This is a genomic window from Otoolea muris (assembly GCF_943193115.1).
Lineage (GTDB): Bacteria > Bacillota > Clostridia > Lachnospirales > Lachnospiraceae > Otoolea > Otoolea muris.
In genome coordinates, this window is the sequence record NZ_CALPCY010000083.1 from 1 (window position 1) to 14,619 (window position 14,619).

Sequence of the window (14,619 nt, forward strand, 5' to 3'; positions counted from 1 at the left end):
TCCGATGAACCTGATTTTTTAGTGTCCAAAATGACTTCAAATGGATGAAGATCAGGGTTTTCGGACAGTCTGGGGCGGGGGAGATAATATGCTGATCGTAAAAAAATTTGGCGGCAGCTCCGTAGCGGATCGGGAGCGGATATTTAATGTGGCGGCCAGATGCATTGAGGACTATAAAAAGGGAAATGATGTGGTTGTCGTTTTATCCGCCATGGGAAAGACCACAGACGGGCTGATAGCCAAAGCGCATGAGATTACGCCCAATCCGTCAAAGAGGGAGCTGGATATGCTGCTTACGACCGGGGAACAGGTGTCCGTGGCTTTGATGGCTATGGCGATTCAGTCTATGGGCGTGCAGGCCATTTCCTTAAACGCCGCCCAGATTCCCATGACGACCACGACTGCTTACGGGCAGGCAAAGCTTAAGCGGATCGACTCGGAACGCATCCGCCATGAGCTGGATTCCAGGAAGATTGTCGTTATCACAGGCTTTCAGGGGGTGAACAAATACGATGATCTGACCACGCTGGGGCGCGGCGGCTCAGACACCACGGCTGTGGCGCTGGCAGCGGCCCTGCGTGCGGACCGGTGTGAGATCTATACAGACGTGGACGGCGTGTATACAGCGGATCCGAGAGTGGTTCCCAACGCGAGAAAGCTTTCCGAGATTTCATATGACGAGATGCTGGAATTTGCCAGCCTGGGGGCCAAGGTGCTTCACAACCGTTCCGTGGAGATGGCAAAACGGTACAATGTGGAGCTGGCGGTGCTCTCAAGCTTGAGCTGCGCAGAAGGGACGATTGTAAAGGAGAAGACCAAGATGGAAAAAATGTTAGTCAGCGGAGTGGCGGTGGATAAGAACACGGCCAGAATCTCCGTACTGGGAGTGAAGGATGAGCCGGGAATTGCATTTAAGCTGTTCGACCTCCTGGCGCGCCATCGGATCAATGTGGATATCATCATTCAGTCCATTGGCAGAGAAAACCAGAAGGATATTTCCTTTACCGTGGCCAGAACCGATCTGGATGAGGCCATGGCGCTTCTCAGAGAGAACATGGAAGTCCTGACAGCCCAGGCTGTGGAGTGCAACTCCGCTGTGGCTAAGATTTCCATCATCGGAGCCGGCATGACCAGCAATCCGGGCGTGGCGGCAAAGATGTTCGAGGCTCTGTCCGGCGTCCATATCAATATCCGCATGATTGCCACCTCCGAAATCCGGATTACGGTGCTCATAGACGAGGAAGACGCAAACCGCGCCATGCGGGTGGTACATGACGCTTTCTCGCTTGCAGAATAAATGGATCGGCTTAAGGCGGCCGCCATGCTTGCGGCAGGGCTTATAAAGGCGGTATGGCAGGGAAATTTTCCCTGCCTTTTCCACATGATGACAGGCGCGTACTGCCCGGGATGCGGGGGGACCAGGGCGGTCAAAAGCCTGTTGAAGGGGGAGATTCTGCTGAGCGCCATCTACCATCCGCTCGTGCTGTATTCGGTTATAGCTGGGCCGCTGCTTTTGCTATGGTATGTATACTGCCGCAAGAAGGATAAGCCGTTCCGGCAGATTTGCTGGAAGGCGGCCTTAGTGGGGGGAGCGGTGCTGATGGGGGGAAATTTTGTTGTTAAAAACGGTTTGCTCTTTTGGGGAGTGGATGTGCTGGCGGTTTTGGATCAGGGGTGATGGATCTGATATTAAGTAAAGAATAAGCGACGGAGTATATGCAAGTAAGTATGTGGGGAATAGTCGTGATAAGGCCGCCAGAGGCAGCTTCTATATCCAACGGAACCCCGCTCTCGCTCGGAGAAAAGCGCAGCGGACGCTAAGCTCGAAAAGACCTCGCTAAGCGCCGGCGGTTTTCTACGGGTTCCTTATGGATATAGAAGCTGCCTCTGGCTACGTGATCGGTGGGCCTTGACTTTGAAGGCGGGCCTACGGTTCTTAAATCATCGTGACTGGATGGCATTTTCATACTGCTCCATGATCTGGTCAAAGATAGGGGCAAACTGCGGATCCCTCATCATAGAGGTGATAAGCATCATATAAGCGAATTCCGCAATCCCCAGAACCAGGCTGAAGATCCCTAAAATTATGCCGGCTATGCCATATCCGCATAATGGTTCCCCTTTTTTGGACTGAACAGCCAGGACAATCGCAGTTACGCCCAAAAGGACAGATGCCGGAAACATAACACAGCAGCATAAAAGAAGGATTCCGACGATTCCGCAAATCATAGAAGCAATCGCCATCTTATTAGGCTGGTTGACCGAAGGGCCTTGCGGCGGCGGATTGTATTGTGAATCGTTGTTGTCGTAATATTCCATAAAATTGTACCTCCCTGCCGATAGATTACGGGTGATTAGAATCATAATTGTAGCACGGTTTTTGCGGCTTGTCCAGCGGGCTGTTTTGCAGAGTTGTGAATTGTTAGCTGTAACAGTATGCCGGTGAGAGGAGGTAAAAGTAAAATACAAAAATTTAAGATAAAATCCTGACCAATATATTTACCTGAAAGATTTTGACAGAAACCCGCTGGACTGCATGTTTAAAGCCTGCCGATCACGTAGCCAGTGTCAGATTCTGTATCCATAAAGAACCCGTAGAAAACCGCCGGCGCTTAGCGAGGTGTTTTCGATCTTAGCGTCCGCTGCGCTTTTCTCCGAGCGGGAGCGGGGTTCTGTTGGATACAGAAACTGACACTGGCGGCCCTTTTACGTACCCATGGGCTAACCTAATCATGCAAAGCCCCCTGAATACGAAAGGAGAACAAGATGTCTGATATTAAATTTGAAATCCAGGAAGAACTGGGAACGCTTTCCGAAAACCCGAAGGGCTGGACAAAGGAAGTGAATCTTATTTCATGGAATGGCGCAAAACCAAAGTATGACATAAGGGATTGGGCGCCGAACCATGAAAAGATGGGAAAAGGGATTACGCTGACGGCCGAAGAGGCAGAATCACTATACAAGATCCTCAGAAGCATGATGGAAGACTAAGATCCTGTCCGCGTGATAAACCAGAGGAGGCAAAAGAGACAAAAGCATACACGGATCTCTTGCGCCCCCGCCTCCAATCCTGTATAATGAATATCATTCCGTTACCATACATATCACCAGTGGAAATGAAGGGAATAAAATAATGGATATTATTCAAATCCTTAAAGAAGAATTACAGATTGGCCGCGGGCAGGCGGAGGCGGCGGTGAAGCTGATCGACGAGGGCAATACGATTCCGTTTATAGCCAGATACCGGAAAGAAGCGACCGGCTCTCTGAACGATGAGGTGCTCCGGAATCTGGACGAGCGCCTGAAATACCTGCGCAATTTGGAGGAACGGAAGGAGCAGATCCTTAGCTCTATCCGGGAGCAAGAGAAGCTGACTCCGGAACTGGAGGCCCGGATTCTGGAGGCCAGGACGCTTGTGGCAGCGGAGGATCTGTATCTGCCATACCGCCCGAAACGGCGCACGAGAGCGGGCATTGCAAAGGAAAAAGGGCTCGAGCCTCTGGCAGACCTTATATGGCTTCAGGAGCTTAAAGAGCCGCTTCTCAAAGCGGCGGAGCGCTTTGTTTCTGAGGAAAAGGGCGTTGCGGACGCGAAAGAGGCAATCGCAGGCGCGAAGGATATCCTGGCAGAGCGGATTTCGGAGACGGCGGAATACAGAACCTATATTCGCAAAGCAACTTCCGAGGAGGGGATTCTGGAGTCGTCTGCTAAGGACGAGAGCGCGGAATCTGTATATGAGATGTATTACAGTTTTACAGAGCCGGTAAAAAAACTGGCGGGACACCGGATTCTGGCGCTGAACCGGGGGGAGAAGGAAAAGATCCTCACGGTTAAAATTACGGCTCCGGAGGAGAAAATTCTCCGCTATCTGGAGAAAAAGACCATAACGCGCAGTAATCCGGAGACGACGCCGGTATTAAAGGAAGTCGCGCGGGACAGCTATGAGCGCCTGATGGCTCCGGCAATCGAGCGCGAGATCCGAAACGCTCTGTCAGAGGAGGCCGAGGCCGGAGCGGTCAGAGTGTTCGGAAAGAATCTGGAGCAGCTTCTGATGCAGCCTCCAATCGTGGGGCGCGTGGTTCTGGGCTGGGATCCCGCCTTCCGCACCGGCTGTAAGCTGGCTGTGGTGGACGCGACCGGAAAGGTTCTCGATACGGTAGTGATTTACCCCACGCCGCCGCAGAGTAAAGTGGCAGAGGCAAAAAAGAAATTAAAGGAGCTGATAAGCCGGTACGGTATCACACTGATTTCCGTGGGGAACGGAACCGCCTCCAGAGAGTCAGAACAGATCATTGTTGAACTCTTAAAGGAGATTCCGGAGCAGGTGCAGTATATCATTGTCAGCGAGGCGGGCGCTTCCGTCTATTCGGCGAGCAAGCTGGCGACAGAGGAATTTCCCCAATTTGATGTGGGGCAGAGGAGCGCTGTTTCCATTGCCAGACGCCTTCAGGATCCCCTTGCGGAGCTGGTGAAGATTGACCCCCGTTCCATCGGAGTCGGGCAGTACCAGCATGATATGAACCAGAAAAAGCTGAGCGAGGCCCTGCAGGGCGTGGTGGAGGACTGTGTGAACCGCGTCGGCGTGGATCTCAACACAGCATCCGCATCGCTCCTTGAGTATATTTCCGGTATCAATAAAACGATTGCAAAGAATATCGTGGCATACCGGGAAGAAAACGGCGTATTTACAAGCCGGAGAGAGCTTTTAAAGGTGCCGAAGCTGGGCCCCAAAGCCTTTGAACAGTGCGCCGGGTTTACGAGAATCCAGGGCGGGCGCAACCCTCTGGACGCGACAAGCGTGCATCCGGAGAGCTACAAGGCGGCTGAGGCGCTTCTGAAACGGCTGGGCTTTGCCCTCTCTGACGTGACAGCAGGAGGCGTTCCCGGAATCGGAAAAAAAGTTGGCGATTACAAAAAGCTTGCCGGCGAGCTGGAGATTGGTGAAATCACGCTGCGGGATATCGTAAAAGAGCTTGAAAAACCGGCCAGGGATCCGCGCGACGAGATGCCAAAGCCGATTCTGAGGACAGACGTCATGGATCTGGCGGACTTAAAGCCGGGAATGATTTTAAAGGGTACGGTGCGCAACGTCATTGATTTCGGCGCGTTTGTGGATATCGGCGTCCATCAGGACGGCCTCGTACATATTTCCCAGATCACGGAGCGCTATATAAAGCATCCCCTGGAGGCGGTCAGCGTCGGGGATGTGGTGGAGGTAAAGGTGCTGAGCGTGGATGCGCAGAAAAAGCGTATATCGCTGACGATGAAGCTGTAGGCAGCAGGCATTATGTCAGTACAGCATCCGGCTTCATTTCAGGCCCTGCTTTCGTCCAGGGAAACTTCCCCGGCCAGGTTTGTCTGAAAGAGACGGCGCACCTCTTCCGGATCGCCGGTCTGTCCCAGAGCCCACATCAGTTTTGTGACAGCCGCCTCAGTCGTCATATCGCGCCCGGGGATAACGCCGCATTCAAGAAGCCGCCGGCCCACCTCATAGATCGAAAAATCGCTGGGCTCATAAAGACACTGGCTGCAGGCGACCACCGAGATCCCGGCGCGGGTGAGCTTCTGAAGCTTTTCCAGAAGATTTCTCCGGAAAAAGTGAAGTCCTCCCGCGCCGAATGCCTCAAGCACAATCCCGCGATACCCCAAATCCGCCAGCGCGTCAAAGATCTCCGGCTTTGTATTCGGGATCAGTTTTAAGAGAAATACATCCGTGCACAGGCTGTCCAAAAGAAGCGGTTTTCCTTCCAGCCCGGCGGCCTGTTCATGCGGGTCGTGGTACAGATGCATCCCATTCGCAAACACCTCGGCCAGATAGGGCGCATTTACGCTCTCAAACGCCTCAAATCCCAGCGTGCGGACTTTAACGGCCCGGCAGCCGCGCATAATCCGCCGGTTAAAAGCCACAGAAAGCCCTCTGATACCGGCGTCTATGGCCGCAAAAGCGGCGTAAAGATTATTTCTGGCATCTGTCAGCATATTATCAATCGGCATCTGAGAACCGGTCAGCACGACCGGAATCGGCAGATTCGGCAGCATAAAAGAAAGAATCGAAGCCGTGTAGGCCATCGTGTCCGTGCCGTGTGTGACAATGATTCCGTCATAACATCTTATATTATCGAAAATACCGCGCGCAATCGTCCTCCATTCCTCCGCTTGGATATTGGAACTGTCAAGATTCAAAAGCTCCCTGCAGTCAATATCATAACGGCTGGTCAGATCTCCCATATAGGAAAGCAGCTCCCCCGGCTTGATATCAGGCTCTAGGCCATTTCCGCCTTCCCTTGAGGCGATGGTGCCTCCGGTGGTGAAAAGTAAAATTTTTTTCATGGATTCCCTCCTGTAATTGCAATATGGCTGTTGTTTTAAGTATATAGGAAAAACACTGTATGGACAAGGGGGCGGATTAATGATGGCCAGGGGTATAGTATCGGCTATTGAAAATAGTGTTCTTTCTGTTGTATTTCCGGCAAATCCCGATTATAATTTATGTATGGAAAGCACCAGTAACAAGCAGGAAAGAGGTGTCTATGATAATAGGGGAGACTGAGCAGCAGAGAAAAGAGCGTGAACATCAGGAGGATTTACAACGCCTGCGTGGTTTTCGTCCAATAGATGACGATTTCATGCGATGCCTGTTTAAAGACAATATTCCATTAGTTGAGCTGGTACTGCGGATTATTATCGGCAAACAGGATTTGATTATTACGGATTGCCATACACAAAAGGATATGAAGCGATTGGCTGGCGCACGTTCTATTTGCTTAGATGCATATGGAACGGATTCAGAAAATAGAAAATATGACTGCGAAATTCAAAGGGCTGATAAGGGAGCCGACCCACACAGGGCGAGATATCATTCCAGCGTGCTGGATATTGAGAATCTGGACGCTGGACAGGAATTTAAAGAGCTGCCGGATACCTATACCATATTCATTACAGAAGAAGATTTTTATGGGAAAGGGGATCCGGTTTATGTGATTGAACGGATGAATCTGACAACAGGAACAGAGTTTGGGGATGGAGAACACATCTTGTATGTCAATGGCGAATATAGAGGCGAATCTGATTTAGGAAGGCTAATGCATGATTTTAGCTGTACGAACGCTGATGACATGAATTTCGAGCTTATGGCAGAACGCACAAGATATCTGAAAGAAAATCCGAAAGGAGTCCAGGAAATGTGTAAGGTTATGGAAGATATGAGAAATGAGACTATAGATCGTGTAGTGCTCCAGACAATAAAAAATTTAATGGAAACAATGAAATGGTCTGCGGAACAGGCTATGGCGGCGATGAAGATTTCAGAAGCGGATAAGCTAAAATATATAGCAAAATTGTAAACATTGTGTATGTTTTTCTTATCGCAGGTGAAAAAATAGGCAGGAAGTCTAAGCTGCTGCTTGAAAAAATCGGAAAGGCTGCAGGTGACAAAGGAAAATATTCAAAAAATTAGTATAAATACTGCGATATAAATGATTACCGGGGGCGGGTTATGTCAATACAAAAGATAAAACAGATCTTTGGAAACTTGGACAAGTGTACTGCATGGTCTCTTCAGCTATTAAACGCCAGAGATGTTCGCGGCGAGTTTGTTTACAATACCCATGATATTATAGTGACAACCTCTGATATATTTGTCATTACGCGGATATGTTGATGTTGCGATGATTAATGATGTGGTATATTTATTCAATATGAATGGCGAGAAGCTTTTTAATATGGAGAGAGCGTATAGAACTATCTGTCACAGTAAGGTTGAGGATATTATCAATAGTGGGATTATATCGGATGAAAGCGCGTTCAGGCAATATGCAACGTCTGGACATAACCCAAGAAAATTTGTGTCATTTGATGAAAACAGACTGAATAAAATTAAAAATGATACGCATTTTAGGAACAGGATGGCTGGAAAATTTGGTATTACACAAATACAGGAAGGAACGTTTGATTCATCTGATAGTGAAAATGTGAATAGGATCGTTAAATTTCTTTGTAAAAAAGGGATGATTGATCCGGTAAATGATGATCCGGTTGAAGTGGAGGGAGCAAGGCAATGGATGTGAGGTGCTCGGATGTCGATATTATTTCTCATGAGTATGTTTTTCTTATCATTTGCACCACTGTGGATTTGCATTTTATGTATTGACGTAAAAAGCCTGATAGATGGAACAAACTGCCCATATACAGAATGGATTGGTTTAGGACTCATTATATTTATACTGTTTATCAGTGTGCTGATTACAGTAAAAACATTAGGAAAGCAGCAGACGAGCCAGAATACGGAGGAATACATGGTTGTTACTGCTGAGAAAGACACGGTTTCGACAACAGCATATCTATTATCTAATGCATTGCCTCTTCTTGCATTTGATTTTACACAATGGTTTGATATGATTCAGTTTATGATAATATTTGGATTTCTTGCCGTATTGTGTTTGTTGCATTATAGATGCGACAGCAATGTGTGTCTGGAGCTTGCGGGATATCGGTTATATAAATGCAGATTGCATAATGACTTTGGGGACAAAGAAGAAACAGCAATATTAATCCGCCGCAAACAGCTAAACGTGAATGATGAAGTAGTTATCCGAAAATTAAATGATGAGTTATATATTGGCAAATATAAGGTTTCAGAAGAGTAATTGTAATCCCAAACAATCCCTTAGGAAATTCCCCAACATTGACATTTCCTCCCCCATATATTAAGATGATGAAAGAAACAACGCGCTGGTACACCCCGGCGGAGATTCCCCCATCGCCGCCGCTTGCCAGGCATTAAGGAGGAGCAAGCGATGATCATCGAAACCCACACTCCACAAGAAACCTTTGATATCGGAAAAAAGCTGGGAGAGCGCGCCATTCAGGGAGAAGTCTACTGTCTGAGCGGTGATTTGGGAACCGGAAAAACCGTCCTGGCCCAGGGCTTTGCTGACGGACTTGGAATACGCGAGCCTGTCTCCAGCCCCACCTTTACCATCATACAGCAGCACGATGGGGGACGCCTGCCCCTGTATCATTTTGATGTATACCGGATTGGCGATATCAGCGAGATGGATGAGATCGGCTATGAGGACTGCTTTTACGGCGAAGGGGTCTGCCTTGTCGAATGGCCGGAGCTGATAGCAGAGCTTCTGCCGGAATATGCTGTTTCCATACGGATAGAGAAAGATATGGAAAAGGGATTTGATTACCGTCGGATTTTGATATGCCGGCCTCACGACAGCGAAAGAGAAAGGAAAGGTGCGGTATGAACATACTCGGCATAGAGAGCTCGTCCCTGGTGGCGTCAGTCGCCGTGGCGACTGAGGATGTGGTGATAGGGGAATACACAGTGAATTTAAAAAAGACGCATTCCCAGACGCTGCTTCCCATGATAGACGCGATGATGACGCTGCTCGAGATGGACATAAAGGAGATAGACGCGATCGCAGTATCAGGAGGGCCGGGATCCTTTACAGGACTGCGCATCGGTTCCGCCACGGCAAAGGGGCTGGGGCTGGCGCTTAAAAAGCCGCTGATCCACGTTCCGACCGTGGACGCGATGGCTTATGGCCTTTACGGGGCGAAAGCGCTTATCTGCCCGCTCATGGACGCGCGCAGAAATCAGGTTTATACCGGGCTCTACCGTTTTTCGGATTGCTTTGAGATTGTCCGGGAGCAGTGGGCCGGGGACATCAGGGAACTGATCAGCGATTTAAACAAAAGAGGGGAACAGGTTATATTTCTTGGGGACGGGACGCCTGTCTGCCGCCATATAATAGAACAGGAATTAACCGCCCCGTACGAATTTGCGCCTCCGCATGTAAACCGCCAGAGAGCCGCCGCGGTAGCAGCGCTTGGAGGCGTGTATTTTGCGGAAGGACGGTTTGAGACAGCGGCAGAGCACAGGCCGGATTACCTGCGCAAATCCCAGGCAGAGCGCGAGCGTGAGACGGCAGAGAGGCTGGGGGCGCTTGACAAGCTGTCCGCCGGGATCGCGGTCGCAGCTCAGATATAAAAAACCGTTCGGATATCAGGCAAATGCGCTGGCGGCGGAAAAAGGGAGGGAGTAAGTATGTCTGTTATACGAAGCATGCAGAAAGAGGATCTGCCATCCGTAGCCGGCCTGGAAGAGCAATGCTTTACGGTTCCGTGGCCGGAGAACCTTTTGTCGCAGTGCCTTGACAGCCCGTTGGATCAGGTCTGGGTTCTGGAGGAAGAGGGCGGGATCGCCGGCTACTGCAACCTCCGCATCGTTGCGGGAGAGGGAGAACTTATGCGGATTGCCGTACATCCTGCAAAAAGGGGCCGGGGGTACGCCAGGGAGCTGATGGAGGAACTGGAAAAGCATGCCAGTGAAAACGGGGCGCAGTCGCTTTCGCTGGAGGTAAGAGCTTCCAATCTTCCGGCGATCCGTCTATACAAATCCTATGGTTATGAGATAAAAGCAGTCAGAAAAAGGTATTACACACACCCGGCTGAGGATGCATATATCATGCAGCATCGCTGTAATTGAAGAAATTACCACTTAAAATCATGCATAAGAACCGATATAATAGAGGAGTATCCCGGCTGGAGATGCTCCTTTTGTCTGCACGGCTTAAAGAAAACGCCCGCGTAAAAACCATTCAGGCGGTTTGAAATGTCACGGTAAAGCAATGCATTTGACGGCAGAGGAAATCATAAAAAACGGGAAAAACAGGGCGGATGTCCTGAAACGTGAAAAAGGCGGCGGCGGGCGTTGTATTAAAAGCGCCGCAAAGAGAAAGGTGAGGGTAAAATGAAAAAATACGGAGAGGATGGAAGGCTTGAAGCAATCTACTGCAACATGTGCGGTAAGAAAATGATCGTAAAGGAGGGCATTCTTCGGGAAGGGGCGGCCCGCTTTGATTATGCCTGGGATTATTTTTCCGAAAAGGACGGGGAAGTGCATCATTTTGACCTCTGTGAGGAGTGCTATGACTCGGTTCTGGCAGAATTCGCGATTCCTGCGGATGTGGAAGAGCAGCTTGAGCTTTTATAACGATATGGACTTGCCATGTCTGTCCCTTTTATGGTATGATCTGGTGACAGCTTAAGCCGGTTTAAGTCTTTTTGCGCCGGCTGTATGAAAATCAGGGAAAGCTGCCGGAAAAGAGGGATTTACATGCTGGATGTTTGTTTGCTTGGAACAGGGGGCATGATGCCGCTGCCGTATCGGCGCCTGACATCGCTTATGCTCCGCTGTGAGGGAAGCGCTCTGCTTACAGACTGTGGAGAAGGCACGCAGGTAGCGTTAAAGGAAAAGGGATGGAGCCCGAAACCGCTTGATATCATTTGCTTTACCCATTATCACGCGGATCATATCAGCGGCCTTCCCGGCCTTCTGCTGACCATGGGGAATGCGGAGCGCACGGAGCCGGTCACTATGATTGGACCCAAAGGGCTTGAGAGGGTGGTCACAGCGCTCCGCACTATTGCGCCGGAGCTGCCGTTTCCGATTACCTTTATTGAACTGACAGAGCCCAGGCAGCAGCTCGTTCTGGGACCTTATGTGATAGACGCTTACCGTGTAAACCATAATGTAATATGCTATGGCTACTCCTTTTCGATTCCCAGGAGAGGGAAGTTTGACGTAGACAGAGCCCGATCGCAGGAGATACCGCAGAAATACTGGTCCCGCCTGCAAAATGGGGAGACAGTGGAAACTGAAGGCCGCGTTCTGACGCCGGATATGGTTCTGGGTCCGCCGCGCAGGGGGATCCGGGTCGCCTACTGCACAGACACCCGTCCTGTGCCGGTGATTGCAGAGTATGCAAAGGAAGCGGATCTGTTTATCTGCGAAGGCATGTACGGCGAGGACGGAAAGGAGTCCAAGGCCAGAGAATATAAGCATATGACGTTCTATGAGGCGGCCCGCCTGGCAAAGGAGGCGCAGCCAAAAGAAATGTGGCTGACCCATTACAGCCCGTCCCTGACCCGCCCGGAGGAATTCATGGATCGGGTGCGGGAAATTTTTCCGGGAGCAAAGGCCGCCAGAGACGGCTGGAGCGCGGAGCTTGGATTTGAAGAAACCCCATAACGGCTGTAAAAACAAAGGCAGGGCATATTTTTATGAAAGAACATACGACACAGGGCGACGTCTATATTCTGGCGATTGAAAGCTCCTGCGACGAGACAGCGGCGTCGGTTGTAAAAAACGGGCGGGAGGTGTGCTCCAATGTCATTTCATCGCAGATTGCGCTCCATACCCAGTACGGCGGGGTAGTGCCGGAGATCGCGTCCAGAAAGCATATCGAAAAAATCAACCAGGTCATAGAAGCAGCGCTTTCGGAAGCGGATATGGCGCTTGACGATATGACCGCAATCGCCGTAACTTACGGCCCGGGACTGGTAGGCCCTCTTCTGGTAGGCGTGGCAGAGGCAAAGGCGCTGGCCTATGCGGCAGGAAAACCGCTGATAGGGGTGCATCATATCGAAGGGCATGTATCCGCCAATTTTATCGAAAATCCTGATTTGGAGCCTCCGTTTGTGTGCCTGATCGTCTCAGGAGGCCATACGCACCTGGTGATCGTCAGGGATTACGGAGAATTTGAAATCATCGGAAGGACAAGGGACGACGCGGCAGGCGAGGCGTTTGATAAGGTTGCGCGGGCAGTTGGCCTTGGATATCCCGGAGGCCCCAAGATTGATAAGGCGGCGAGAGAGGGAGATCCGCACGCCATGGAGTTTCCGAGGGCCAGAGTGGGAGACAACCCGTTTGATTTCAGCTTCAGCGGCTTAAAATCATCGGTTCTTAACTATATTAATCACGCGAAGATGACAGGAGAGAGGATAAATGTAGCAGACCTTGCAGCTTCCTTTCAAAATGCCGTCGTGGAAGTTCTTGTGTCCCGAACCGTCGATGCGGCAGGACAATACGGCTTTACCAAAGTCGCCATTGCAGGAGGCGTTGCTTCCAATACGGCGCTGCGCGAAGGCATGGGGGAAGCCTGCCGGAAAGCCGGCCTGTCTCTATATTATCCGTCCCCGATTCTCTGCACGGACAATGCGGCTATGATCGGCGCAGCCGCGTATTATGAATATAGAAACGGAGCCAGGGCGGGCTGGGATCTGAATGCTGTTCCCAACTTAAAGCTGGGGGAACGCTGAATCTGAGCGCACTGACTGCGGGAATGATTTTAAAATATGCTTCCTGAGGGAGGATACAGGCGATGGAAGAAAAAAGGACAGGCGTCATTCTGCTGGCCGCCGGAAGAGGGACGCGCATGCACAGTAAGGTGCAGAAGCAATATATGCTTTTAAACGGCCATCCGCTTCTGTACTATGCCGCCATTGCATTTGAAAAAAGCCCGGCGCAGGATATCATCCTTGTGACAGGGGAATTTGAAATCGAGGCGTGCCGCCGCGACATTGCAAAGAAATACGGCTTCAATAAAATAAAGCGGATCATCCCCGGAGGGGCGGAGCGGTATCACTCCGTTTATGAAGGACTCAAAGAATTAAAGAGTATCGGATACGGGGAAGGGGATTATGTCCTGATCCACGACGGGGCTAGGCCGCTGGTGGACGATGGAATCATCCGCCGGGTTATGGAGGACGCGTATACATACAATGCCTGCGCTGCGGGAATGCCATCCAAGGACACCATAAAACAGGCGGATCGCGACGGCTTTGCCGAAACTACGCCGGATCGCAGATTCCTGTGGAATATCCAGACGCCGCAGGGCTTTTCCTTTCCGCTCATCATGGCGGCATATGAAAAGATGATGAGCTGTAAGGAATACCAGCAGGGAGTGACAGATGATGCGATGGTAGCTGAACGTATGGCCGGCTGCCGGGTGAAGCTGACAGAAGGCGCATATCAGAATATGAAGGTCACCACACCGGAGGATATAACAATTGCGGAGGCGCTGCTGCATTCGCGTTTATCATGAAAATCGTAACAGTTCAGACGGGGCATCTTCTTGCCCGTCTACGCCGGACAAGAAGCATCGGAGTCCATCGGATGTGGAAGCTGGCGGAAATTTGGGCTTATAAGCAAGCTTAACGCCTAAATTTCCGCCAGCTTCCCCGCCGTCTGAACTGTTACCTAAAATTCAGTTAAATTAGAAAATTGGGAAATTATGAAAAAAACAGTTGACAGACCGGATAAAGGGTGGTAGAATAAACGACGTTGCTGCTGAGGAAAACGACAGCAAGCGACAAACGTCCATAGGACTGACACCGCTCTCAGGAGACGGCCGCCATCCCGGTTTATATTTATTAAAAAATAAATATAAAAAAGGACTTGACAAACAAGCTTACATACTTTATAATATGGAAGCACATTTGGAGAGATATCGAAGCGGTCATAACGAGGCGGTCTTGAAAACCGTTTGTCCGAAAGGGCGCGTGGGTTCGAATCCCACTCTCTCCGTTTAGAACAAAAGAACTTCATAATATATAAGATTCAGCAGGCAGAAGTACCCAAGCGGCTGAAGGGGCTCCCCTGGAAAGGGAGTAGGTCGTTAGTAGCGGCGCGAGGGTTCAAATCCCTCCTTCTGCGTTCGGATGTCGGCGTAAAGCCGATATCCCCCATCAAGAACCTTGAAAACTGAACAGTATATAAAACCCTGAAAATTCTTAAGACAAAAGGCTTATGGTTAAGCCTTGAAG

Annotated in this window: 17 protein-coding genes and 2 tRNA genes; 17 read left to right on the forward strand and 2 right to left on the reverse strand. The window is 50.2% G+C overall.

Going from position 1 to position 14,619, the window contains the following annotated elements:
* Positions 1 to 88 precede the first annotated feature (88 nt).
* Entirely contained in the window at positions 89 to 1,297 is a 1,209-nt protein-coding gene (locus NFS31_RS24890) for an aspartate kinase (protein ID WP_251501231.1), read from the forward strand.
* Entirely contained in the window at positions 1,298 to 1,678 is a 381-nt protein-coding gene (locus tag NFS31_RS24895; RefSeq protein ID WP_251501234.1) for a DUF2752 domain-containing protein, read from the forward strand. It abuts the gene before it with no gap.
* 263 nt (positions 1,679 to 1,941) lie between these two features.
* On the opposite strand, the gene NFS31_RS24900 is transcribed toward NFS31_RS24895, so the two are convergent.
* Positions 1,942 to 2,319 carry a DUF4190 domain-containing protein gene (locus tag NFS31_RS24900; RefSeq protein WP_251501237.1) on the reverse strand — a complete coding sequence of 126 codons (378 nt, stop codon included), beginning with the start codon at positions 2,317 to 2,319 and terminating at the stop codon, positions 1,942 to 1,944.
* 447 nt (positions 2,320 to 2,766) lie between these two features.
* Here NFS31_RS24900 and NFS31_RS24905 point away from each other — a divergent pair, with 447 nt between their 5' ends.
* Both NFS31_RS24905 and NFS31_RS24910 read left to right on the forward strand, forming a co-directional pair.
* On the forward strand, positions 2,767 to 2,991 hold the full coding sequence (locus NFS31_RS24905) for a YdbC family protein (RefSeq protein WP_251501240.1): 225 nt from the start codon (positions 2,767 to 2,769) through the stop codon (positions 2,989 to 2,991).
* Positions 2,992 to 3,133: 142 nt separating this feature from the next.
* Positions 3,134 to 5,275: a Tex family protein gene (locus tag NFS31_RS24910; protein ID WP_251501243.1), complete on the forward strand. Its 2,142-nt coding sequence runs from the start codon at positions 3,134 to 3,136 to the stop codon at positions 5,273 to 5,275.
* A gap of 38 nt (positions 5,276 to 5,313) precedes the next feature.
* Here the strand turns inward: NFS31_RS24910 and NFS31_RS24915 are convergent, their stop codons facing one another.
* Positions 5,314 to 6,330 carry an asparaginase gene (locus tag NFS31_RS24915; protein ID WP_251501246.1) on the reverse strand — a complete coding sequence of 339 codons (1,017 nt, stop codon included), beginning with the start codon at positions 6,328 to 6,330 and terminating at the stop codon, positions 5,314 to 5,316.
* Positions 6,331 to 6,409: 79 nt separating this feature from the next.
* Here NFS31_RS24915 and NFS31_RS24920 point away from each other — a divergent pair, with 79 nt between their 5' ends.
* The 13 genes from NFS31_RS24920 to NFS31_RS24980 all read left to right on the forward strand — a co-directional run bounded on the left by NFS31_RS24920 (position 6,410) and on the right by NFS31_RS24980 (position 14,509).
* Positions 6,410 to 6,550 carry a hypothetical protein gene (locus NFS31_RS24920; RefSeq protein ID WP_251501248.1) on the forward strand — a complete coding sequence of 47 codons (141 nt, stop codon included), beginning with the start codon at positions 6,410 to 6,412 and terminating at the stop codon, positions 6,548 to 6,550.
* Positions 6,531 to 7,343, forward strand: a complete 813-nt coding sequence (locus NFS31_RS24925) for an Rpn family recombination-promoting nuclease/putative transposase (RefSeq protein WP_251501251.1) — start codon at positions 6,531 to 6,533, stop codon at positions 7,341 to 7,343. Before NFS31_RS24920 ends, NFS31_RS24925 begins: the two co-directional genes overlap by 20 nt.
* Before the next feature lie 324 nt (positions 7,344 to 7,667).
* The gene (locus tag NFS31_RS24930) at positions 7,668 to 8,066 is read left to right on the forward strand and encodes a hypothetical protein (protein ID WP_251501254.1); all 399 of its coding nucleotides are present in this window, start codon (positions 7,668 to 7,670) and stop codon (positions 8,064 to 8,066) included.
* A 9-nt stretch (positions 8,067 to 8,075) separates the two neighbouring features.
* On the forward strand, positions 8,076 to 8,645 hold the full coding sequence (locus NFS31_RS24935; RefSeq protein WP_251501257.1) for a hypothetical protein: 570 nt from the start codon (positions 8,076 to 8,078) through the stop codon (positions 8,643 to 8,645).
* Positions 8,646 to 8,795: 150 nt separating this feature from the next.
* Positions 8,796 to 9,254 carry a tRNA (adenosine(37)-N6)-threonylcarbamoyltransferase complex ATPase subunit type 1 TsaE gene (gene tsaE / locus NFS31_RS24940; protein WP_251501260.1) on the forward strand — a complete coding sequence of 153 codons (459 nt, stop codon included), beginning with the start codon at positions 8,796 to 8,798 and terminating at the stop codon, positions 9,252 to 9,254.
* The gene (tsaB, locus tag NFS31_RS24945) at positions 9,251 to 10,000 is read left to right on the forward strand and encodes a tRNA (adenosine(37)-N6)-threonylcarbamoyltransferase complex dimerization subunit type 1 TsaB (protein ID WP_251501263.1); all 750 of its coding nucleotides are present in this window, start codon (positions 9,251 to 9,253) and stop codon (positions 9,998 to 10,000) included. The genes tsaE and tsaB overlap by 4 nt, the downstream gene beginning before the upstream one ends.
* 57 nt (positions 10,001 to 10,057) lie before the next feature.
* Complete coding sequence (gene rimI, locus NFS31_RS24950; protein WP_251501267.1) at positions 10,058 to 10,498, forward strand: ribosomal protein S18-alanine N-acetyltransferase; 441 nt, start codon at positions 10,058 to 10,060, stop codon at positions 10,496 to 10,498.
* Between the two features lie 264 nt (positions 10,499 to 10,762).
* Positions 10,763 to 11,005, forward strand: coding sequence for a hypothetical protein (locus NFS31_RS24955; RefSeq protein ID WP_160227884.1), 243 nt, complete (start codon positions 10,763 to 10,765; stop codon positions 11,003 to 11,005).
* Positions 11,006 to 11,128: 123 nt separating this feature from the next.
* Complete coding sequence (locus NFS31_RS24960; protein ID WP_251501270.1) at positions 11,129 to 12,043, forward strand: ribonuclease Z; 915 nt, start codon at positions 11,129 to 11,131, stop codon at positions 12,041 to 12,043.
* 32 nt (positions 12,044 to 12,075) lie between these two features.
* On the forward strand, positions 12,076 to 13,113 hold the full coding sequence (tsaD, locus tag NFS31_RS24965; protein WP_251501275.1) for a tRNA (adenosine(37)-N6)-threonylcarbamoyltransferase complex transferase subunit TsaD: 1,038 nt from the start codon (positions 12,076 to 12,078) through the stop codon (positions 13,111 to 13,113).
* A 62-nt stretch (positions 13,114 to 13,175) separates the two neighbouring features.
* Positions 13,176 to 13,898 (forward strand): 2-C-methyl-D-erythritol 4-phosphate cytidylyltransferase, encoded by a 723-nt coding sequence (gene ispD / locus NFS31_RS24970; RefSeq protein ID WP_251501281.1) that lies wholly within the window; start codon positions 13,176 to 13,178, stop codon positions 13,896 to 13,898.
* Positions 13,899 to 14,294: 396 nt separating this feature from the next.
* Positions 14,295 to 14,380: transfer RNA gene (locus tag NFS31_RS24975), tRNA-Ser, on the forward strand.
* Positions 14,381 to 14,420: 40 nt separating this feature from the next.
* Positions 14,421 to 14,509: transfer RNA gene (locus tag NFS31_RS24980), tRNA-Ser, on the forward strand.
* Positions 14,510 to 14,619 lie beyond the last annotated feature (110 nt).